19 protein-coding genes are annotated in these 22,476 nt (G+C 50.4%); 7 read left to right on the forward strand and 12 right to left on the reverse strand.

The genetic code is table 11. The features are described from left to right. Positions 1-21 precede the first annotated feature (21 nt). Complete coding sequence (locus tag PP769_RS14295; protein WP_312641282.1) at positions 22-879, reverse strand: class I SAM-dependent methyltransferase; 858 nt, start codon at positions 877-879, stop codon at positions 22-24. Between the two features lie 359 nt (positions 880-1,238). Between PP769_RS14295 and PP769_RS14300 the strand changes: the two genes are divergently transcribed. From PP769_RS14300 to PP769_RS14310, 3 genes are all read left to right on the forward strand, one after another. Next, positions 1,239-1,598 (forward strand): sulfite exporter TauE/SafE family protein, encoded by a 360-nt coding sequence (locus PP769_RS14300; protein ID WP_312641285.1) that lies wholly within the window; start codon positions 1,239-1,241, stop codon positions 1,596-1,598. A gap of 348 nt (positions 1,599-1,946) precedes the next feature. Beyond that, positions 1,947-3,923, forward strand: a complete 1,977-nt coding sequence (locus tag PP769_RS14305; protein ID WP_312641287.1) for a monovalent cation:proton antiporter family protein — start codon at positions 1,947-1,949, stop codon at positions 3,921-3,923. Between the two features lie 225 nt (positions 3,924-4,148). Then, entirely contained in the window at positions 4,149-4,490 is a 342-nt protein-coding gene (locus tag PP769_RS14310; protein ID WP_312641289.1) for a hypothetical protein, read from the forward strand. Between the two features lie 102 nt (positions 4,491-4,592). On the opposite strand, the gene PP769_RS14315 is transcribed toward PP769_RS14310, so the two are convergent. Continuing rightward, on the reverse strand, positions 4,593-6,602 hold the full coding sequence (locus tag PP769_RS14315) for a hypothetical protein (RefSeq protein ID WP_312641291.1): 2,010 nt from the start codon (positions 6,600-6,602) through the stop codon (positions 4,593-4,595). Continuing rightward, positions 6,544-8,745, reverse strand: coding sequence for a two-partner secretion domain-containing protein (locus PP769_RS14320; protein ID WP_312641293.1), 2,202 nt, complete (start codon positions 8,743-8,745; stop codon positions 6,544-6,546). Before PP769_RS14320 ends, PP769_RS14315 begins: the two co-directional genes overlap by 59 nt. 1,012 nt (positions 8,746-9,757) lie before the next feature. Here PP769_RS14320 and PP769_RS14325 point away from each other — a divergent pair. After that, positions 9,758-10,060 carry a cupredoxin domain-containing protein gene (locus PP769_RS14325; RefSeq protein ID WP_312641295.1) on the forward strand — a complete coding sequence of 101 codons (303 nt, stop codon included), beginning with the start codon at positions 9,758-9,760 and terminating at the stop codon, positions 10,058-10,060. A 60-nt stretch (positions 10,061-10,120) separates the two neighbouring features. After that, positions 10,121-10,873, forward strand: a complete 753-nt coding sequence (locus PP769_RS14330) for an alpha-amylase family glycosyl hydrolase (RefSeq protein ID WP_312641297.1) — start codon at positions 10,121-10,123, stop codon at positions 10,871-10,873. A gap of 190 nt (positions 10,874-11,063) precedes the next feature. Here PP769_RS14330 and zwf read toward each other — a convergent pair whose 3' ends face one another. Continuing rightward, a complete protein-coding gene (gene zwf, locus PP769_RS14335; RefSeq protein ID WP_312641299.1) occupies positions 11,064-12,629 on the reverse strand; it encodes a glucose-6-phosphate dehydrogenase in 1,566 nt (521 codons plus the stop codon). 957 nt (positions 12,630-13,586) lie between these two features. On the opposite strand from zwf, the gene PP769_RS14340 reads away from it, so the two are divergent. Next, positions 13,587-13,727 (forward strand): hypothetical protein, encoded by a 141-nt coding sequence (locus PP769_RS14340; protein WP_312641301.1) that lies wholly within the window; start codon positions 13,587-13,589, stop codon positions 13,725-13,727. A 45-nt stretch (positions 13,728-13,772) separates the two neighbouring features. Then, positions 13,773-14,228, forward strand: a complete 456-nt coding sequence (locus tag PP769_RS14345; protein ID WP_312641303.1) for a metallophosphoesterase family protein — start codon at positions 13,773-13,775, stop codon at positions 14,226-14,228. 206 nt (positions 14,229-14,434) lie between these two features. Here the strand turns inward: PP769_RS14345 and PP769_RS14350 are convergent, their stop codons facing one another. From PP769_RS14350 to trpE, 8 genes are all read right to left on the reverse strand, one after another. Further along, the gene (locus PP769_RS14350; protein WP_312641306.1) at positions 14,435-14,635 is read right to left on the reverse strand and encodes a hypothetical protein; all 201 of its coding nucleotides are present in this window, start codon (positions 14,633-14,635) and stop codon (positions 14,435-14,437) included. Between the two features lie 909 nt (positions 14,636-15,544). Next, positions 15,545-16,342, reverse strand: a complete 798-nt coding sequence (gene trpA / locus PP769_RS14355; protein WP_312641308.1) for a tryptophan synthase subunit alpha — start codon at positions 16,340-16,342, stop codon at positions 15,545-15,547. Positions 16,343-16,422: 80 nt separating this feature from the next. Beyond that, on the reverse strand, positions 16,423-17,616 hold the full coding sequence (trpB, locus tag PP769_RS14360; protein ID WP_312641310.1) for a tryptophan synthase subunit beta: 1,194 nt from the start codon (positions 17,614-17,616) through the stop codon (positions 16,423-16,425). A gap of 54 nt (positions 17,617-17,670) precedes the next feature. Then, entirely contained in the window at positions 17,671-18,300 is a 630-nt protein-coding gene (locus PP769_RS14365) for a phosphoribosylanthranilate isomerase (protein WP_312641313.1), read from the reverse strand. Between the two features lie 154 nt (positions 18,301-18,454). Further along, positions 18,455-19,300, reverse strand: coding sequence for an indole-3-glycerol phosphate synthase TrpC (trpC, locus tag PP769_RS14370; RefSeq protein ID WP_312641316.1), 846 nt, complete (start codon positions 19,298-19,300; stop codon positions 18,455-18,457). After that, positions 19,297-20,322, reverse strand: a complete 1,026-nt coding sequence (gene trpD, locus PP769_RS14375; RefSeq protein WP_312641318.1) for an anthranilate phosphoribosyltransferase — start codon at positions 20,320-20,322, stop codon at positions 19,297-19,299. Before trpD ends, trpC begins: the two co-directional genes overlap by 4 nt. A gap of 38 nt (positions 20,323-20,360) precedes the next feature. Then, positions 20,361-20,948 carry an anthranilate synthase component II gene (locus tag PP769_RS14380; protein ID WP_312641320.1) on the reverse strand — a complete coding sequence of 196 codons (588 nt, stop codon included), beginning with the start codon at positions 20,946-20,948 and terminating at the stop codon, positions 20,361-20,363. 20 nt (positions 20,949-20,968) lie between these two features. Next, positions 20,969-22,465 (reverse strand): anthranilate synthase component I, encoded by a 1,497-nt coding sequence (gene trpE, locus PP769_RS14385; RefSeq protein ID WP_312641322.1) that lies wholly within the window; start codon positions 22,463-22,465, stop codon positions 20,969-20,971. Between the last annotated feature and the right edge of the window lie 11 nt (positions 22,466-22,476).

The raw sequence follows: 22,476 nt of genomic DNA on the forward strand, positions 1-22,476 counted from the left end.
CCTAAGTTGATACACCATCCCTTATTCTGGATTCTTTCCGACTAAATAGGCAATCCATGAGGGGTCGGAATCCCCTTTCTCGACGCGATGATACGTGCCGGTCCCTTCATTCGCTTCTGCATTGAGGCCTTCCCAGAGAAAGTGCACGTCTTCAAAGCCGGCTTCTTTAAGGAGTTCCGTGACTTCGGGAATCGTCCACAAGCGCCAATCATAGACAAAGGCATTCCGAAGCTCACTGCCATCGCGGAAGAGAAAATGAATCCGGGTGGTACAGAAATACGTGGAGGGTTCAAAGACATCCTGATCCCAAACGAAGATGAAATCGCCAATGCCGTCGTCAGCAGGATTGTCGATGTCTCGATGCTCCTCTTGTTCCACCTGCGTTTCGCTCCCCCCCCAGATATCCAGTATAAACAACCCGCCGGGCTGGATCGACCGTCTGGCATTCCTGAAGTATTGTAAAAGGGTCGGGCGATCACGAAACACCATATAACTAAAATTCATGGCAACGGTGAGTTGCGAGAGAGGGTGTTGGACGTTTAAGACATTGTCATTCACGAGGGTGAGCCGCTGCTGTTGCTCGGGAGTCAGATGAGAAACGTTGTGTTTGATACCCCAATTCAGCGTGGGCCAATCCAGGTCAATGCCCAGGGCATGATTGTCGGGATGCCGGGTCACGAAATGGGAGGATAAAAAGGCGGTTCCGCAGAAATCCTCACGAAACTGGCGAAGGGGAGTGTTGGTATAGCTCTCGAAATATTCGGTGAGGAACGGTATATCCACTTCAGGGCTTTGCACGCTCTTTTGGTACAGAAGATGGGGGTCGGCTAATTGAGCCATGGAAACTGGTTGGGGTGAGTCATATTCGGGAGAAATCATTAAAACCTCGTTTCGGTTAAGAGAGTGAATTTATTTTGAGATTTCGCCAAACAGTCGGGTGGGGTATGATTGAAATTCGGAAACTCTCGATTTATTGCTTGTTGTGCTTTGCAATCTTACGGGAATGCGGTGGTCTCTTTCCAGGGATAGGGGCCAGGAACGGATGAATGTCTTAATACTCATTCCATGTGCACCCTTGTTTCCCCTTTATGAAAGCCATGGTTACTGGGATGAAGGAAGGAGAAAAGGGATTTTGCACATCACCTGTTCCCATTGATTACGCTCGCATCCAACTGGGCGGTTCATTGTTACCGTTGATTCTTTATTCCACATAATAAGATCGAAAAAGGAAAATTTTCATGGATGGGACATCGTTAGCTATTATTGCGAGCGGAGTATTGGTGGGTATGGGTGCCTCCTTCACCGGGCTCGGTGGCGGGTTCTTGATGGTCCCCCTGCTCTTATTTCTCGGTTTCACGGCACAAAAAGCCGTCGGCACCTCATTCGTGGGGATCCTGGTGATTGCGGTCTCGGCCTTGATCGCCCACGGGAGGATGGCCAACGTGGATTACAAATATGGCCTCCTGCTCGGTCTAGGCGGAATCATCGGCGCACAAATCGGTGCGCGCCTTGTTGAAGGTCTACCCACTGACCTGTTCAAGAAAATTTTTGCGGTCATGCTCATGGGTTTGGCCATTTATCTCTTTGTGAAGAAATAGGACCAGGGCGAGACACCATCCTATCACCAGGGGGCATTGGTTCGGCACGTCGTTGGTTGTCGCTACCGAATATCCAGTGAACGGCAAAATCAATTTTTTGCTGAAAGGGATTTTTTCAAAACATGGCTCTTGCCATTACATCATACTTAATAGTAACTATGAATGGGGTGGCATCTCTTGGGCTGCATGTTCAATTCCAGTAGGCATGACCGTCCGTCAGTTGTGATGAGCTTTCTCATGATAGATTTTGGAGGAACGGCGCCATCACCTCAAGTCTCTGGCGGCCGGCCCAGGTGACGCAACAACCAAGACATTCCAGTATGGCATTGTGTTTGCGGAAAGACCCTAATGATTGAGCCGTTTTTTCTCCAGTCTCTTTTTTTACTCGGCACGGCCGTGGTCGTTGTGGTTGTATTCCACAGACTCCATATCCCTTCGCCACTTGCCTATCTCCTCGTTGGCGTGTTGCTTGGTTCATACACCCCGGGGCCGGTCATCGAGGCACAACCGGTTCGTGCCTTGGCAGAATTCGGGATTGTCTTCTTATTGTTTACGATCGGTCTGAATTTTTCGATGCCGCAAATCCATGCCTTGCGCCATCAGTTACTGGGTCTGGGAACGGGGCAGGTCCTGCTCACGACGATTGCGGTGGGTTTCCTGGCTTGGCTCGTGGACTTACCCATTGCCGCCGCCTTTGTCGTGGGAGCGGTTTTTGCGCAGTCTTCCACGACGATTATCAGCAAGCAACTCATCGAACAAGGCGAGGAGCATAGCCGGCACGGACGATTGGGGATCGCCATGTCCGTTTTTCAGGATGTGACAGCCGTCCCTTTCGTGGTCGTCATCCCTGTGCTCGCTATGGCTAATACCCAAGTTGTGGTCCTGGCCGGTTCACTCGGGATGGCGTTTGCAAAGGCAGCCCTTGCGTTCGGACTGGTCTTTCTGGCCGGACGGTGGGTAATGCGTCCCTTATTTTATCTGGTTGCAGAGCTACGCTCTACGGAAGTGTTCACGCTGACAGTTCTGTTTGTTTCATTGGTTTCGGCATGGACCACGAGTAGTCTTGGCCTGTCTATGGCTTTCGGTGCCTTTTTGGCAGGGATGATGCTGGGTGAGACCGAATTCCGACATCAGGTGGAATCAACAATTCGCCCCTTCCGCGATGTGTTGCTGGGTCTGTTCTTTATCGGGATCGGCATGCTGGTCGATCCGTCGTCAATCCCGGGCATTTGGCATTGGGCATTAGTGGGAGCCACAGTCTTATTGCTCATCAAGGCTGCCCTGGTGGCGCTGATGGTACGATTATCGGGTATGGACACCTTGACTGCCTGGCGGACTGGATGGCTGTTGGCGGTAGGAGGGGAGTTCGGGTTCGCTCTGCTCTCAATTGCACTGGATGTGGGTGTAGTTCAAGCACAAATCGGTCAGATTGTGCTGACCTCTGTATTATTTTCAATGATTGTTGCCCCCTTTCTTATTCGGTATAACCAGGTGCTTGCCCGCTGGTGCGCACCGCGTCCGGCCCGGGAGGGGAAGGACGCGGTGCCCCAAATCAGTATCGATACCCTCGGGCCTCTTCGTGACCATGTCATTATTTGCGGGTACGGGCGCATCGGTCAGAGTGTGGCCCACTTACTGGAAGAAGAAAAAATTCCTTATGTGGCATTGGATCTGGATCCGTCCAGAGTAAAGGACGCGAATATCGCCGGCGAGGGGGTCTTTTACGGCGATGCTTCGGAACGCACCATTCTTGAAGGGGTTGGTGTTGGCACCGCCCGGCTCGTCGTGATCGCCCACGCAGATGTGGCCTCGGCTCATAAAACGCTCCATCATCTTCGCACCTTACGTCCGGATCTTCCGATCATGGTCCGCACACGCGACGAAACCCATGTCGAGGAATTGCGTGCAGCTGGTGCGACGGAGGTGGTGCCGGAGACACTGGAAGCAGGTCTCATGATCGCCGCACATGCCTTGGTGTTGCTGAATGTGCCTATCTCCCGTGTGGCGCGCCGTATGCGGGAACAGCGCAATGGCCGGTATCATTTATTACGTGAGTTTTTTCTGGGCGATAGCCTTCTGGCTGACACACGGGAAGAACACAATGTCGACCGCCTTCGCCCCGTGGTTCTGCCGCCGGACAGTTCTTTTGTGGGACATTCATTACATGAACTGAATCTTAAAGGCGTTGCGATCGCCGCTTTGGTGCGGCAAGGGCAACGGCAGCTTATGCCGTCAGGTGAGGCCAGGCTGGAGGCATGGGATGTCGTGGTGTTATTCGGCTCACCTGATGATCTCCAGCGGGCCGAGCGTGCCCTGCTGGAATGACGGGGATAGGAAATTAGCGCCGTTTTCGAATGAATTCGTCATGGATGGCTTACGTTTCCCGCAGTGGATGGGTGCCGCGCCGTAACTGCACGCGTCCCAACCAATTCTGAATTGAACGTCTCATGAGCTTCATCCCCATGTCTTTGACAAACGTCTACATTTTCAGCATATTGGTTTTAGTCCTTCATTCGACCTGACAGACCTTTATTGTTGTGAGGCATTTTTATGGCACCATGGCTCATTCCGGCACTTAAAGCCGTTCTTCCACATATCGGGACAATTATTTCGGCCACCGCACCCGCATTTACAAAAAAAGGAACGGCCCCCACCACCGATCAGACGCATCTGTTGCAGCAACAAATTAGCGAATTACAAGCAGCCGCCTCTCAAAATGCCACACATGTCAAAGAACTCGCCGAACAATTGCAACGCACCGTTGCGGCCATTGAACAGGCCGCTTCAGTGGCTACATCCAATCAGCAGCGTGCCTTGCAACTCAGTCTTGCGGCGATCGCCCTTTCCGCCATTTCGCTTTGTGCTGTGGTTTTGCATGTTCTCTTCTTCTAAGACCGCATCAGTCCATTAAAAGTATCGGCCATGCCACTACACGGTGATGGAGTTCGGAGTTTTGGAAATGCAGGTGTTATGAGAGATAGTGTTTCAGTATGGTTACGGGCATGTTGCACGTTGACCAGTGGCTTGGCTAAAGAGAACCGGTGGGGAATATGCCGCCCCGCGAATGGGAACAGCCTGGGCTCGATTGTTTGAACCTACATGAAGATCGAACGAATTCAGAGCACCAGAATGAGAGGCAAACGGCAGAAGGGGACTGGCCAACAAGGTTCCAGGAGTAGGCGCGATGGTGTCGGCCTTGGTATTTACAAACGAACTAAACCGGCCTTGCTCCGCCACACATTTGGTCCCATACAAAGTCGTCACTGGAACCAGATTTTGCGGCAAGGGCACAATGGTACTACTGAGGAATTGAACCGGGGATTCAATATTGATCCTGCCGTTGCCCCCGAACTGCGAACGGGCATCCAAGAACGTGAATGGGTCCATCACAATCGCCGAATTGGCCGTGAGGGTGATATCACCTCCGGATCCTGCAACGGCGGTACTCAAAACCTGACTATTTTTGAGTACGATAAAGTCGGGGTCGAAATTGATACTTCCGGCCGACCCGGATCCTTCCTGAACCCGGCTTGTCACCTGACTATTGGTCACATCAATGCGGTTATCGGCCGTGAGTTTGATATTTCCACCCACCGCCGACCCCGCCTCTGTTGTCACAGAAGCCTTGTCAAGCAGGATTGAGTCACTGGCCGTAATGAAAATATCTCCGGCATTTCCCGTGCCGGTCGTGGATGCACTAATCGCGGCTCCATTTTTCATTTTGAACACGGGGGCAGTAATCCGCAGATTCCCTCCTAATCCAGGTCCTTCCGTGCTACTAAAGATTCCACTTCGGACAACCTTGGTTCCCTCAAGAATTCCCACTCCTTTTGCCAGGAAACTTTCCGTCGCCACTATCCGAATATTGCCTCCTGCTCCCGCGTCAATCGCATTCTCGCGAGGGATACTGCTGGCGGAAATCTGCCCTCCGCTCTTTATTTCTATCGTTTTCGAAATAACCTCAATTTGCCCAGCGTCACCTGCCCCGTCAGTACTGCTTGAAATCTTACTTTGCAGGGGTCTACCGATGGCATCCGGGAACGGGACCATACCCGACATGATGAGCTTGTCAGCTGTGAGAAGAATTTTTCCGCCCGGCCCTGCAGTCTCAGGCTGAAGATTGGTCGTGCCATTGGTGATTTGCGCGCCATTTGCAATTGTCAGATTTTTGGCCGAAACAATAATATCTCCAGCCTGATTGATTCCGTGCGTTCTGGTCCCAATGCTGGTTGGTCTAATCGTCCGCCCATTGGCTTCAGGAAAGGGATCCGATCCTATTGGATTTTCCGGGAATTCAGTACGCATAAGGTATCCGGAAAGAGTTAAACTGTCATGGGCGGTAATCGTCACGTTCCCCCGCTGAACCCCCGGAGTACCGGATTGAGATTCAGCGGTGACATCGGCTCCATCACGGATAACAATAGTATTGGCTGTTAGCGAAATGTTTCCGGTTCCTGCCGGTCCGATTACTCCAGCCCGGATGGTGGTTGGAGCCCAACCGAATTTCCCCGATCCCCCAACCGTTCGCGCGCCTGATAGGATTATTGTGTCAGCTTTAACAGTGATATTTCCTGCACGCGGGCGCTGTTCCTTTGGCATGTTGGCAACGATTTCCTCTATGGCATCCGTTATGGGGATGACTCTACCGGAGGATGACGGGGCGATGATTTCCGCCCCATCTTTCATCACCACATTTTTCGCTGTAATCGAAATATCACCGGCATTACCAAGAGGTAAATCCGCTAGCCGATTGTCGTGTTCCTCTGCGCGCGCAATAATTCGACTTGATATTTCCTGGGTTTTGCTGGTGTTATTGATTTCTGGATCATACACGCTCATGAAACCCGAGAGAGAAACAGTTTCTTCGGCCGTGATACTCACCCGGCCGGCATGACCACTTCCCCGGCCTCGTGTTCTTGATGAAATCCATGCACCATCCAGCATTTCAACATTTTTGGGCCGTGATGGTAATGTCACCACCACGACCGGGACCCTCTGTGCCACTGGAAATCTCACTTCTAAAAATTGTCCTGTTCTTGTCCACTTTTTCGTACGCACCTGACAATCGAATCGTATCTCCCACGTCAAGGTGTATGTTTCCACCAGCTCCCGCTCCATTTAGAGCCGCATTGGAAATGAGGCCTCCGCCGGCAACAAATAGGTTTTCCGCACTGATCTGAATATCGCCTCCGCGATTCACCCCCTTTGTCTGAGCACGTAGTGCACTCGGAACGACGGATCGGGGGTTAAGTGTGTTTTGTGGAAGAAGATTCGGTGGAAACTCCGTTCGAACCGCGGTTCCCGAGATGACAAGATTTTCTTTTGCCTGTATCCGGATACCCCCGGCTTTTTCTATTCTGGTTGTGGATTCCGTTTCCGCCGTGACGACCCCTCCATCTTTAATCGTGATATTGTCTGCTTCCAACAGGATGTGTCCTGCCGAGGCCGGGCCAGTCGCGCTGGCGGTTATCTCACTTGGAATAATGTCGATGACCGTTCCGTCTATTTCGGCTCCAGTAAGGTCCAGCGTGGTGGCCTTAATGTTCACGGTCCCGGCAGATGGAGCATTATCGAGCCTGTGCATGTCCGGTTGCTCCTGTCCTATTGAGGCGACATGTATTTTTGCCCCATCCAGGATCCGGACAGTTTGACCGGTCATGTTGATCGTTCCGCCGGAACCAAGAAGTCCATTCCCGGGAAGAGTCAATTCACTGGCACCAGCAAAGAGACCCGATGAGGCGATGCCATTGGCATGTGTGCCTGAAAGAAGAACGTCTCCTGTAGCGGTAATAAAGATTTTTCCGGCATCGCCGCTGCCTCGTCCAAAGGTGCCGGCCGAAATGCGAGCCCCTTCACTTATGGTGAGATTCCCGGTCTGCACCGTGATGGTACCCGCCCGACCTGTTCCCGCCGTGTTGGCAAACAAGCCGCTAACGGCTTCTTCCTCAGGCGAAAAATCAGTCAAGCGCATATCACTCCCGGATAGGATGATCTTGCCATCAGGGGCAGTGACCATAATGGTTCCCGCATCACCTTCCCCTCGGGTGCTCACTGACAGGTGTCCGCCATCGGTCAACTTTACATTATGTGCACTGATCGTAATCGTTCCCCCCTTCCCGGTCCCTTCTGTCCTGGCAAATATTCCGCTCGGAGTGTCCGTTTGCACGCCTGTACCCGCTACCAGGACATTCTCGCTTACCTCAATATCGACATGGCCACCGTCCTGCGCTCCCAGCGTATTGGCACGGATTTGGGATTCATGATCGAGGACCAATCGACCACCCCGAATCAACACCGTGCCACCATGTTCTCCGCCGGCATCCATGCCGGACCGGTCCGAGATCCGGATGGTGCCACCCGACTCCATGGTGTGCCCATGAATATTGGAGGTCTGTTCCAAAGTGTTCGCCAGAATTTCTCCAGGCGAGCCGACACCAGCCAGGGCAATCTGCCCTCCGGGTGCAGTGAGACTGCTACGGCCAATGGTGATGTCGCCGCCTACGAGCGAAAGCGTTTGGCCTTCCGATACCGACAACGTGGTGCCCTCAACCGAAATACCGGCTGGATTCGGACCGAGAAATCCAAAGGCCGCAATCGGAGCAATGCTGAGAAGAGAATCCTGAGCACCGGGTAGGGCGGTAAACTGTGCCCCATCTGCAAGTCGCACATAATCCGCGGTCGTAAAATGGGTGGCCCCGCCCACGTTCAAGGCAGCATTGGGGCCAAAGACTATTCCAGCGGGATTCATCAAAAAGAGATTGGCATTGCCGAAGCCTTGGGTTTGAATATTTCCAAAAATATTGGATGGATTGCCGCCGGTGACGCGACTAAGGATGTTTGAAGTCGGAAGCCCCGAATCGTTCAGGAAGTTGGCAATATTGTCCGTGGGAACACCAAACTCCCCAAAGCTATGGAAGAGATTGCCTCCGCCACCCGGTCTTGTTCCACCGGTAATATCATGTTGAACCGCTCCGCCGGGAAGATGCCTCGGCGCACTGATCTGAGTATTGAGTCCGGATGAAGTAATGGGTGGTGTTTGAGCCGGAGCCGGCCTGCCATCCACAATCACGAAGATCCCAACGAATAAAAAGGCAACGAGTATCCTTCGCAATTTTCTTTGGAAGATATTGAAAGGAAAGCGAAGCACTAGGTTCAGTCCTTACTTTTCTTTCTGGCCGAAGGTGATACTATTCTATTCCGTTTGGCTTAGGAATCAAGTGGACGTTTTAATGGAACAGCCCGACCCCTGGCCCATGGGATCAGGGTTTACCTGCCCGGACGTTGGCTTATAAGCAAATATTCCTAAGTGCCTAATGCCCTTGAGGTAATAAGCCAGAACAAGTGAAGTAAAAAAGTCGGGATTCTCTTTCAGAGATGGGGAGTGGACATGGGAAAGTAATCATCTCCCTTCTCGTTTTGTGTTTCTCTAAGGTTTCAAATCCGTTTCCAGTGGTCGACACGTTTCATTCTGACCCACTTTCAAAATCTGCCCATCAGAAACCTCGTCATGCCCGACATGTTCAGTCGGGCATTCCTCTATTGTCGTCATCCGCCCGGTAGTAAGCGGGAATCCATCTTCACTCTTTCAACCTATTGAGGCCGGAGAAAATCGAAGTGAAGTATTCCCTCCCGATTCAAGGATCTCGCCCAATAGAAAACAGGGAGGAAGAAAATCTTTGAGTTGACCAAGGCACAGCTAAAGAGGCCGTATGGGAAGACCTGCTATTAAAAAACAGAGCGGTGACAGGGCGTGAGTTTTTAATTTATCGCGAAGCGGGCTCACAAGCGTGAGTAATCTCGAGTTTCCCACCGTACGAACTCGGAGTACTTCCAATGGTACGACTGCAGCGTTTTTTCTTCCAGGGCAGAGAAAATTCCTTTCTTGAAGTTCTATGACCTTGCTAAGTCCAACTTCCGGAGGTGCGTCAGTTATAATGAACAAGGTATCAAATGGCTAATGGCTCAAGATTTGAGAGAGGAGAGGCCGTGGAACTTCCTTACAACTGCTTGCTTTATTAAAGATTTTGTTTGAAATCAATAGACACCATACATTCCCTAAAACCATACAATCGGAAAGGAGTTATTCTCTGAAAACACTCCAGTGTGTCCTTTTTCTCTATGTCGCCCTGCTAGGCACTGTTACGTCAGGAACCGATTTTGTGAATGAACCGATCCGGATGGAACATTTCCCTCCCTATTATTATCCGCATGAAGCATTTGTCTGGGCCGGTGTTCCCATTCAATGGATTAATGCGACCGCGTCTCCTCATACTGTCCAGCATGATGATTGTGGAACAGAGAAACCGTGTCTGTTCGATTCCGGGAAGGTCGCACCCGGAAAGACGTACACCCTTCCAGGGCTGCCCCCTGGACGCTATTCATACCACTGTCAAATTCATCCGATTATGGGCGGAACGTTAATCGTAGAGGATCCGAAAGGCAGAGCTGCTCCTCCGCAATAGGGTTGCACTCTCTTTCCAGTTATTGACCATGATAATAGTTCTATAAAAATTTCGGGTAGGATGACATACCTTCTCCGGTACTTTCTGGACGTCGCAGCCTATTGGACGAATCAGGGTATAGACGGATGGCGGTTGGATGCCGTGGCTGATGTCCGGGGCCATCAGTTTTGGAAGGCGCTCTGGCAGAAGGTGAAGAACATAAACCCGTCGTCGTATTTGGTGGCAGAAATCTGGGGCCCTGGTCGTTCTTGGGTTCGGGATGGACAATTTGACGGAGGAACGAACTACGTACTCCGTCAGATCGTCTTGGACTACTTTATTCACGGTTCCATTTCAATCAGGCAATTCGTGTCACGGGTGAGCAAACTTCTTCGGATGTATCCATGGGAAAAGACCTTAAAGATGACGAACGTGATAGGGTCCCATGCCACTGAACGCCTGTATACTTTAGCCCGGGGAAATGATTTACGACTGAAGTTGGCCATGCTGTTTCAGTTTGTTTTTCCAGGGATACCGGCAGTGTATTATGGGGATGAAATCGGGATGAGGGGAGGGAAGGACCCCGATAATCGTCGGGGCATGGAATGGAATCAACGCAACTGGAATCATGAATTGCGGAATTTCACCAAGCAGCTTATTGCCATCCGGAAATCTCTTCCCATGTTACGCGAAGGGGATTGGACCGTAGTTCAGATACTTTCTGACCACCAGTGTTGTGTCTTTGTGAGAAAGACGCAAAGAACCTTTGTCTTTATTCTTATTCATAATAATGATGATCACCCCATGGGTGGGGAAGACCTCTCGATGGCTTGAGGACCAGCTTACTGGACACACGTTCAAGTGTGAACAAGGAAAGGTTGTCTTATCCGGCCTGGGGCCACGCTCAGAAATGATACTGACTCCGGTTAAACCGGCTGTCGTGTGAAAAATGTGACTGGTCGTGTCTGAGGACCAATTTTATAAATGCAATTTTTTAGTAAGAGCCCGTGGATTTCTCGGGCATTCAATGATTTCTCCACATTCGGCCGTCCCTGGCCAGCAAGGCATCGGCTTCCGGGGGACCCCAGCTCCCTGAGCTATAGGGACGAATGGCATGCGAGCCTAGGCTCTCCCACACTTTGACAATGGGATCGACGATACTCCAGCCCACCTCGACGCTATCACTTCGCTGAAAAAGTGTTGCGTCCCCAGCCATCACGTCGTGCAGGAGCGTCTCATACCCCGTGCTCGGGGCATCACCGAAATATTCCGCATATTGGAAATCCATATCCACCGTCCCGACCTTGACCTTGGGTCCTGGAATTTTGGCTCCAAAGCTTAGGGAAATGCCTTCATCCGGTTGAATGCGAATGACCAGCACATTCGGTGTGAGCTTGTCGACTGGAGTCTTACGAAATAACATCAGCGGGGCTGATTTAAACTGAATGACCACTTCGGTCACTCGGGTGTGTAACCGTTTGCCGGTCCGAAGATAAAAGGGCACGCCTTCCCAGCGCCAACTTTCAATACCTAAGGTCATGGCGGCAAAGGTTTCAGTCAGGGAGGCTGGATGGACATCCTTTTCCATTCGATAAGGAAGGACACTGTGACCATTAATCGATCCGGCCTCATATTGTCCGGCAACCGTTGATTGTAAGACCTCGACGGGGTTCATTGGCTGGATGGCACGGAGCACCTTGGCTTTCTCGTTCCTGACCGCTTCGGGATCAAACGTATTCGGTGGCTCCATCGCCACGAAAGCCAAGATCTGCAGAAGGTGATTGGAAACCATGTCTCGGAGCGCCCCGGCTTTTTCATAATAGGCCCCGCGATGCTCAACCCCTAAGGTTTCCGCAACGGTGATTTGGACATGATCAATATATTGACGGTTCCAGATTGGTTCAAAAATGCCGTTCGCAAAGCGAAATATTAAAATATTTTGAACGGTTTCTTTGCCAAGGTAATGATCGATCCGGTAAATCTGACTTTCATCGAGCACCTGTCTCAGGGCTTGATTGAGTGATCGAGCCGATGGCAAATCATGACCGAAGGGTTTCTCAATGACGATACGACGGGAAAAATCTTTTCGATGTTCGACTAATCCTTTGGCGCCAAGTTGCGCAACGATTTCCGCAAAAAATGTTGGAGCCGTGGCCATGTAATAGAGGTAATTCCCCTGAGTCCCATGTGTGGTATTTAGCTGTGTCAGCAGAGACTGAAGGCGTTCGTAGGTTTGAGAATCCCTGAAATCTCCTGCCAGATAATGCAGGCGATCAAGGAGCCATTCTTTGATGGTGACATCGATGGGACGGGGACATAATTCCTCGATGTCCTGACGGATCTTCTCCCGAAAGTCATCCGTATGCATGGGAATTCCATCTATCCCAAGGATGGCAAATTCTTGAGGGAGATGATGACTTGAGGCCAGGTTATATAAGGCGGGAATCAATTTTCTCTTCGTGAGATCTCCCTGGGCCCCAAATATGATAAATAACGTCGGCGGTCGCGTTTGCCCATTACTGGGCTGTTGGAAGAGGGCACTTTCTTTTAGTTCATCGGCGTGGTCGAACACAGAATGGGACGTTTTCACTGACTCTCTTACCTTTCCGGACGTGTCATTCGCATCAAGGGTCCATGGTGAACATCATCCACCCGAGAAATGGTACTTGATTCCTCATATTGTCTTTGCCTGATAAAAAAGGCTGCGACCATGCGTCGCAGCCTTTATAACCGTGACCGGTCTATTTATTACTATACCATTTCCAGGGATAAGCGCTATCCACAAATGACTGTCCGGATACACCCTACGAAAGGGAGGAACACAGGCGTCTCTTAAATGGAGTGATCATTCCAAAATAAGCTAGTTCGACTGAAGAGCCATGGAAGTCTTAATAAGGTTCAGAAACGGGGGTGGTCAGATTCCCGGATTAGGAATAGATCTTTTTCTGTTGCCCGAGAAGATCGACCTGGTTACTCGTGGGTAGACCCAACAATTGCCATACAAGTTCCTATAGACAGGTGGCGAGGCGGGCAGGGTGCTATGATTCAGCCCCATGTTGGACATATGACACTTATGCTATGATAAGAAAAAAACTTTCTTTTACACGATTCTGTTTAGGCCTATGCCGCCTTTTCAGTCATTCTCTTTCCTTCCTGCCAAAACAGGCTTTTGGAACAACGCTTGGACGCATTCCAAATTATTCCCCGGCTATTTGAGTGCGTTAGCACTTGTAATTTTGCTTGGGGATTTCGTAGCAGGTCCCAACATTCAATTTCCCATTTTGTATCTTATTCCAGTGTCGGGGATTTTTATGGGGGCTGATATGTGCCGTGGCGTTGTCCCTGATCAGATTACTTTTTAATATACAGTTTTGGTCGGTTTCCCTCACCCTGTTAGATGCCTCCATTAACACGGTGATCAGAATCCTTGTTCTTGGTGGGGCCGCTTTCCTTGTAAATCGAACCGCTATGCAAACACGAGCATTAGCCAACAGAGTCAATATATTAGAGGGTTGTCTTCCTATTTGCAGTTTTTGCAAAAAGATTCGTGACGACAATAATAACTGGCAACCGCTCGAACGATTTATTAGTGATCGATCCAATGCCCAATTTACGCATGGGTTTTGTCCGGAGTGTGGCCTACGCCATTACGGGGAATTTTTTAAAACGGGTGACGGACCGACAATAGACTCCTGAGACGCAGGATGAGGATATCGAAAATAAGAGAGAGAAGATGATCGGGATCATTTCTGATACGCATGGGCTGGTGCGCCCTCAAGTAATTGCGGCTTTGACCGGTGCGAAATTGATTATCCACGCCGGAGACATCGGAAGCCCTGAGGTCCTGAAGACACTGGAGGCGATTGCTCCGGTGGTCGCCGTTCGAGGGAATAATGATCAGGACCCTTGGGCTGCGCGGATTCCCCTAACGAATGTCGTCGAACATCAGTCGTATGTTTTGTATGTTGTGCATGAACTGGATCATTTGGATTTAGATCCGGTTGCCGCGAAATTGTCTGCGGTCATTTTTGGGCATTCCCATCGTGCCTCTGCCGAGAAACGCAGGGGAGTGCTCTATCTCAATCCGGGCAGTGCCGGCCCTCGTCGATTTACTCTCCCAATTTCCGTGGCCCGTCTTCATTTGACGGATTCCGGCCTTACTCCTGAAATCATCAAGATTGCCAAATAAAGCGATAGAGGGGATAAGTGATCAGTCTTCTGGGAGTGGCCTGGTCGACACTTAAAACCCTGGAGACTTGAGTGCTTTGCCGGTTGCTCTCTGAGGAATGGGGTTCGCTCTGCCAGAACCCTTGGAGATGTGAACATGAAACCAGGATAAGACCATAGAGTTGATCGATTGACGTAATACAAAAAGGCATTGAGGTGAATTCGTGATTAGGTTTCTAGATATAAACGAAGGGTATTTTCATGTCCCAACGTGACATGTCCGACTTTGCATTCTCCACTAAGGGAACAGGTGCGTTTGATCGCCAGCACGACTGCCGGGCTTTCATCAGAGCGATAAATGACATCTTCAATGCGAATTTCCACCGCTTTTTCCTGATCTTCCTTGTCTAAGTATTCAGTTTCACTCATGAACAACCCCTTGTTAATTTTGAACGTTTAACCATGTGTCTGTTTTCCAATAGACCAAGAACCGTGCCAGAAATTCCTGAAAAGAAATAGGTGAAATACTTGAAAACCAGGTAAGTTTTAGCTTTTTTGTGCTGTGGGGATTTTGACACCGGGCAAGGACTGCCAGGGCTAGGTAAAAACGATTTGCTGGATTTTCCCTGGATAATGACAACAGGAAAAGAGGGCCGATATTCTCCTTTGCTCCGGAAGGAGAGAAATGAAATAGGGCATTCGACAGCAGTCTACCGGTTCAGTGTCCTTGGGTTCCTCATCAGGGGATGGAAAGTGGTTTGTCCCTAGGGGTCTTCAGCTTAAGGTGGTGCGGGTGCAGGGCTCCATCGGAATGCAACCTAATGCAGCAGACTGCCCTCCGCCCAAATGGGCTGAGGCATTGGCCCAGGTGTTTGCCACCCTGGCAAATGAGGATTGGACGTTTCGTTTGGTTATACAGTGAAAATCCGAGTAGAATCGTTGGACGTTTCAATATTATTTGTTGGTAGTCTCTCGATAGCTGACCGTGTTTCCCTCTACCCGTTGGGTTGGTGTTCGTAACTGCGAATAATCAGTTGAAAAATGCAGGGCGCCCCTCACTGACTCCTTTCTTTCGGACCTTTGAGTGGAATGTTTGCGAAATTTTCCCTGGCGGATACTTGAAGGAAATACAATATCCCTGAGTTGGAAAGATCAGTCCAGGAATGAGGAAAGGGGTGATTCAGTTCCGAGACATTGTGGCAGTAAAAGCCGCGGAACATAAGAAGTGAGATATCGATATGAGAATTGAAGGTGTTAGTGGAAACCAGTTAGCATTTATGAAGGCCAGGGGACCTTATGCCTTTTGACTAAGCACGGGTGGCGATTTGCTGTGATAGGCTAGAGGCCCGATTTCCATTGTTGTGCCATGCCCTGGATATCGGTGAGAAAAGTCTGGGCGGAATGGTGTTCATGAATGTATCGAACCAGGGCGCTTCCAATAATAACTCCATCCGCAAATTGTCCAACTTCTCTGGCTTGCTCGGCGGAAGAAATTCCAAATCCCACTGCCACAGGTTTTCGTGAGGCTCGTTGAAGCTGTTGGACGCTTTGGCGCACCACACTGAGATCGGTCAGCTTGGCACCGGTAATACCGGTAAGAGAGACATAATAAATAAAGCCATGTGATCGCTTGATCACAGCACGTCGTCGTTCCGCCGTGCTGGTGGGAGCAAGCAGGAAAATACACACCGGTCCTCCCGCCGCTTGAGTGGCGTGATAAAGAAGGTCGGATTCTTCCGGAGGCAAATCCGGCACGATGAGTCCATCGACGCCCGCGTCAACGGCATTGGCACAAAAATCTTGGATCCCCATGGCCATGAGGCTGTTGTAATAGGTCATCAAAATAAGGGGAATAGACGTTGTTTTTCTCAGGTTGGCGACAGTGGCAAGGATATTTTTAAGCGTTGTCCCTGAGTGCAGGGCCCTTTCTGCTGCTTGTTGAATCACCGGACCATCGGCGATAGGATCCGAAAATGGCACACCCAATTCGATCAGGTCGGCACCCCCCTGTTCCAACGCTAATACAAGAGATTCGGTCATTGCCAAGGTCGGATCGCCAGCCATGATGTATGGGATAAAGGCTTTTTTGCCCTTGGAGTGGAGTTGTGCAAATGTGCCTTGAATGCGATTGCTCATATCAGAACATTTCAAATGTGATGGAAGACCTGGCGGCTTTCCTGGCCTGGTGATTCTCGGGCCACTGAGTTTGCCCGCTCCTAGAGAGGAATCCCGCGCATTTTGGCTAATTGTTGAACATCTTTATCTCCGCGCCCGGAGAGATTCATGATTAAGATCTGTGACTTTTTCATCGTGGGCGCCAGCTTGACGACTTCTGCAATGGCATGGGCACTTTCTAGTGCGGGAATGATGCCTTCTTCCTTGGCGAGCAAGTCGAACGCGGCTAAGGCTTCAGCATCCGTTGCGAAGGTGTACCGGATTCGTCCGGTATCATGATAGTAACTGTGTTCAGGACCGACTGCCGGATAGTCCAATCCGGCAGACACTGAATGTGTGGGATTGACTTGACCGTCCTCGTTTTGGAGAAGATAGGTCATCGTGCCATGTAAAACGCCGGGTATTCCTCCTGCAAAGCGCGCGGCATGTTTCCCGCTATCTATCCCGTACCCGCCGGCTTCCACGCCGACCATCTTGACTTGTGTATCATTGACAAACGGATAAAATAATCCAATGCTATTGCTGCCACCGCCGACACAGGCAACAAGACAGTGAGGCAAACGACCTTCCAGTGCAAGGATTTGCTTTCGGGTTTCTCGACCAATCACGGATTGAAAATCCCGAACCATCATGGGGTAGGGATGGGGGCCCAGGACCGATCCAAGCAAATAGTGAGTCGTGCTGACATTGGTGGTCCAGTCACGCATCGCTTCACTGATGGCATCCTTGAGTGTGCGGCTTCCGGAATTCACCCCCGTCACTTTTGATCCAAGTAACCGCATTCGGAAGACATTCAATGCCTGTCGTTCCATATCCTCGGTGCCCATATAAATTTCGGCCTCTAGACCGAACATGGCCGCTACCGTAGCCACCGCTACCCCATGTTGTCCGGCTCCGGTTTCGGCAATGACGCGTTTCTTTTTCATTCGTCTGGTAAGCAAGGCTTGCCCGACGGTATTGTTGATCTTGTGCGCACCGGTATGACAGAGGTCTTCTCTTTTGAGGTAAATCTTGGCTCCACCAAGTGTTTTGGTGAGACGTTCGGCGAAGAATAGGGAAGTCGGGCGACCGACAAATTGTTTCAAACAATTCAGAAATTCTTGTTGGAAGGGCCGGCTTTTTTTTGCGGCACGATACGCCTGTTCCAATTCATGGATGGCAGGCATCAGGATTTCCGGAGCATACTTGCCTCCAAACTGTCCGAAGCGCCCGTGTTTATCAGGTATGATTGCCATAAAATGTTCTACTGAAAGAGGAGGTAAAAAGAAAAGAGTATAGCGATGGAATGGCTAACACACAAGACGAACCGATTGGATAAAATCCCGAATTTTGGCCGGATCTTTACGCCCAGGACTCTGTTCCACACCGCTACTCACATCGACCCCATAAGGTTGCACTTGGCAAATGGCTTCTTGAACATTTTCAGGAGTTAATCCTCCTGCCAACAGCATGGGAACGGCTTTGGCTACTTCGCCCGCAAGCGACCAATCGGTCGTGTGCCCGGTTCCTCCGTACGCGGTAGTAGAAAATGCATCAATGATAAATCCTCTCACGCCTATCCGTCCTTTCCATTCTGCCAATGCGAGATAGCTGCTTTTATCTCTTAGCCGAATGGCGCGGAGCACCGGACGCTGTAACGATTCACAAAAATTGGGCGATTCGTCACCGTGAAGTTGTGCCAGACTTAATCCGCAATCATCGAATACGCGCCTCACCATATCGAGATCGTGATTGACGAAGACGCCCACCGTCACCACAAAAGGGGGAAGGCTGGCAATGATATGTTGGGCGATAGCAGGTTGGACATATCGAGGGCTTTGGGCGTAAAACACAAAACCCAACGCGTCAGCTCCTTCCTGAACTGCGAATTCAGCGTCTTTCTGATTCGTGATGCCGCAAATTTTTATTTTGGGGGCCATGGGAAGATTCGCCGTTTGTTGGGGAGGTTCGTAGATACCACGGTATATGGCTTCAGGCTCATTTTTCTGTCTTGCCTAGAGAGGCTTCTCAATAAATTCGGCCGGTCTTTCGCAATAGAGAACCGGTGCAGTAGGATTTCCCCGCAATTGAATCCTAGACCCAACGAGTGGTGGATTCTTCTTTTTTGGGAGGTGACGGGGGATGTAATAATTCCTGAATTTTGGCTTGAATCGAGTCTGCGCGCAATAACGACTCACCGATCAACATGGCTTTAGCTCCGGCTTCCAGTACCCGCACAACATGCTCACGGTTGTGGATACCACTTTCACTGACAATTAGTGTGTCCGTCGGCAGACGTTTGGCCAGCCGCTCGGTGACACTCAAATCAGTCTGAAAGGTTTTGAGATCCCGGTTGTTGATGCCGATAAGTCTGGCCAAGGGCACCCGTTCAAGGACGGTATCTAATTCCCGTTCATTATGGATTTCAATGAGCACATCAAGCGACAACTCTCGTGCAACTGTAAAAAAATCTTCAAGCTGAAATCGATCCAGCGCGGCCGCAATCAGCAACACACAGTCCGCTCCATAGGCCCGTGCTTCATAAAACTGAATTTCCTCAACCATAAATTCTTTATTGAGCGTAGGAAGGTGAACCGCCTCTTTGACCTTGTGCAAATACTCCAAGTTCCCCTGAAAAAAATCCTGATCGGTGAGGACGGATAAGGCACTTGCTCCATGATCTCGATATTGAGAGGCGATGGTCACTGGCTCAAATTGATCGTGAAATTCCGGTCGCATCAGGCCTTGACTGGGTGAAGCTTTTTTGACTTCAGCAATTAATGCCGGAGCTGTTGACGTCAGTCCTGTCTGTAATGCTTGAATAAAATCCAGAGGTCGAGTTCGATCAACAATGCGGCCTTTGAGTTCAGCCAGGTACCCCCGACTCTGTTTTCGACGCAATTCGGCTTTTTTATGTTCGAGAATGCGAGAAAGAATCATGCCGCCAACTTTTTGGTCAGGGAAATGAGTTTGTCCAACATTTCAAATGCGGCTCCGTTGTCTACCACACGACCGGCTTCTTCGAATCCTTCTTTCAGCGAGGCCGCTTTCTGGCAGGCGATAAAAGCAGGCGCGGCATTCATTAACACGATATCCCGTTTGGACCCCTTTCGTCCTCGAAAGATATCGCGAATGATCTGGGCATTGTCTTCCGGGTTTCCTCCCAACAGGTCTTTGGGCGAAACCGGGTGAAGACCGAAATCTTCAGGCCCGATGGAATAACTCAATACTCGTCCTTTTTTCCCTTCAGCAATCCCTGTGCGACTGGTTAATGAAATTTCGTCCAACCCGTCCATCCCATGAAGGACAAAGCAATGCTGTGTGCCCAATCGCAATAGAACCTGAGCCAACTTTTCATTGAGAGCGTGATCATACACTCCCAGAATCTGAATCGTAGCCCGTGCAGGATTGGCCAGCGGTCCCATGATATTCATCAAGGTACGGATCCCCATTTCCGACCGAGGTTTGGCGCAATGCTTCATGGCTCCGTGGTAAAGCGGTGCAAAGAGAAACCCAATGCCAATTTCATTGATGCAATCGGCAACCTTTTCAGGAGACAAGTCGATATTCACGCCAAGGGCGGCCAATACATCTGCGCTTCCTGATTGAGAGGACACGGAGCGATTTCCATGCTTGGCAACCGTCATTCCCCCTCCAGCTACGACAAAGGCGGCAGCCGTCGAGATATTGAACGTGTGGCTTTTGTCCCCACCGGTTCCACACGTATCCACCACCTGAGGATCGGCAATAGGGATCCGAATCGCCCGTTCGCGCATGGCTCGCACTGATCCGGTGATTTCATCGATCGTTTCGCCTTTCATGCGTAACCCCATTAAGTAGGCTGCAATTTGAGCCTCAGTGGCTTCTCCTTGCATGATTTCCCGCATGGCCTCTTCCGCTTCGAGTTCCGAGAGGTCGAGACCCTCGGCTAATTTGGCGATGTGGTCTTTGAGTAGGGGCATGTGAACAGGCTCATGGACAGATGACTGGGAATCTTGGTCTAGTGGTCGGTTGAGGAGCAGACGGGTAATAATAAAAAATTCCGCAAAAGGTCCATCCCTGACGTGGTGAGAATCGACTCAGGATGAAATTGCACGCCTTCCGCTCCGGTTGGGGTATGCCGAAGTCCCATGATTTCGCCTTCCACGGTTTCGGCTGAAATTTCAAAGTCCGTGGGTAAGGTTTCACGCTTGACGATTAAGGAATGATATCGGGTGGCTTCAAAGGGATTTGGGAGGCCTTCAAAAATTGATTTTCCGTCATGATGGATCATGGAGGTTTTCCCGTGCATAAGCCTGGGGGCTCGAATAATTTGACCTCCAAAAGCAAAGGCCAGGGATTGATGCCCGAGACAGACGCCAAAGAGCGGAAGACGGCCGGCAAAGTGCTTGATGATGGCAACAGAAATGCCCGCCTCGTTAGGGGTACAGGGGCCGGGGGATATTAATATTCGCTCAGGTGCCAAGCGGTGAATGTCATCGATTGTGAGGGCATCATTTCGAAAAATCTTGAGATCGGCTCCCAACTCTCCAAGATATTGGACAAGATTGTAGGTAAACGAATCGTAATTGTCGATGACCAGGATCATAGGGTCCTTCTCAAGCCTTTTTACGCTAGACCATGTTCGGCCATTTCAATGGCTCTCATCATGGCGCCGGCTTTTGTTCGAGTTTCTTCATATTCACGGGTAGGGTCAGAATCGGCGACAATTCCGGCACCGGCCTGAATATAGGCCTTTTGTCCTTGAACGACCACCGTACGAATATTGATACAGGTATCCATATTCCCGGAAAAACTAAAATACCCGACCGCTCCGGCATAAGGTCCCCGACGAGTGGGTTCCAATTCCTCAATGATTTGCATGGCTCGGATTTTCGGCGCACCGGACACGGTCCCGGCCGGAAAACACGCCTTCATGACATCATAGGCGGTGTATCGCGGATCTAATTCTCCCTTGACTTGAGACACAATGTGCATGACATGGGAATACCGTTCAACTTTCTTGAACCGTTCAACTTTGACTGTTCCGGTTTTGGCCACCCGGCCCACATCATTGCGGCCTAAATCCACCAACATGACATGTTCGGCTAATTCCTTGTGATCGGATAAGAGATCCTGTTCCAATGCGTTGTCAGCTTGTGGCGTCTTTCCACGGGGACGGGTTCCGGCAATGGGTCGCACCACAATGCTGCCTTCTTCGCATCGCACTAGGATTTCCGGAGAGGATCCCACGAGTTCGATGCCGGCAATGCGCAAATAGAACATGTAGGGTGAGGGATTGAGCACCCTCAAGGCTCGATAAATCTCCAGGGGATCAGTGTGGATGGTAGTGTGCCAGCGTTGGGACATGACACCCTGGATGATGTCCCCAGCCTGAATATATTCTTTCGTCCGAAGCACCATTTTTTCAAAGTCCTCAGGAGACAGGTTGGATTGAAATTTGAGTGGTGCACGTCGAATCGAGGCCCTAGGTCGCCGGCTTGGTTTATGAAGTCTGGCAATGATTGATTCAATCCGCTTAATAGCATCCTGATAAATTTGGCGAAGTTGAGTCTTCTTTGCAGAAGTAATATGGGCATTGGCCACAACTTTGAGGGTATGGGCGACATTGTCAAAAATGAGTAGGGTGTCCGTAATGCAAAACGCAAAGAGGGGAGTGTTAATCCCGGGTTTTGCTCGAGACGGAACTGGCTCAAAAGACTTGACCACGTCATAACCCAAATAACCCACCGCACCCCCCACAAATCGAGGCAACCCGGGAACGACAACCGGATGATACTCTGCCATGGTATTCTGAATATGGTCCAAAGGGGTGCCCTGCATGGGGACGCGGTGCTGTTTCCGGCCTTTTTGGGTGACCACTTCGCCGTTCTCCTCCCACAACATGACGGAAGGGTGACTTCCCAGAAAGGAATAACGTGCCCAGTTTTCCCCCCCTTCAATACTTTCAAATAAAAAGGCATTGGGTCCCGTATTAATTTTGGAAAATGCGGATACAGGCGTCTCGAAATCCGCCAGAATTTCTCGATAAAGGGGGACGAGGTTTCCTTGTGAGGCAAATTGGCAAAATTCCTCAAAACTCACTGAATAATAAGCATTTTTCATGATTTTGACGG

The sequence above is a fragment of the Candidatus Nitrospira allomarina genome (assembly GCF_032050975.1).
GTDB lineage: Bacteria > Nitrospirota > Nitrospiria > Nitrospirales > UBA8639 > Nitrospira_E > Nitrospira_E allomarina.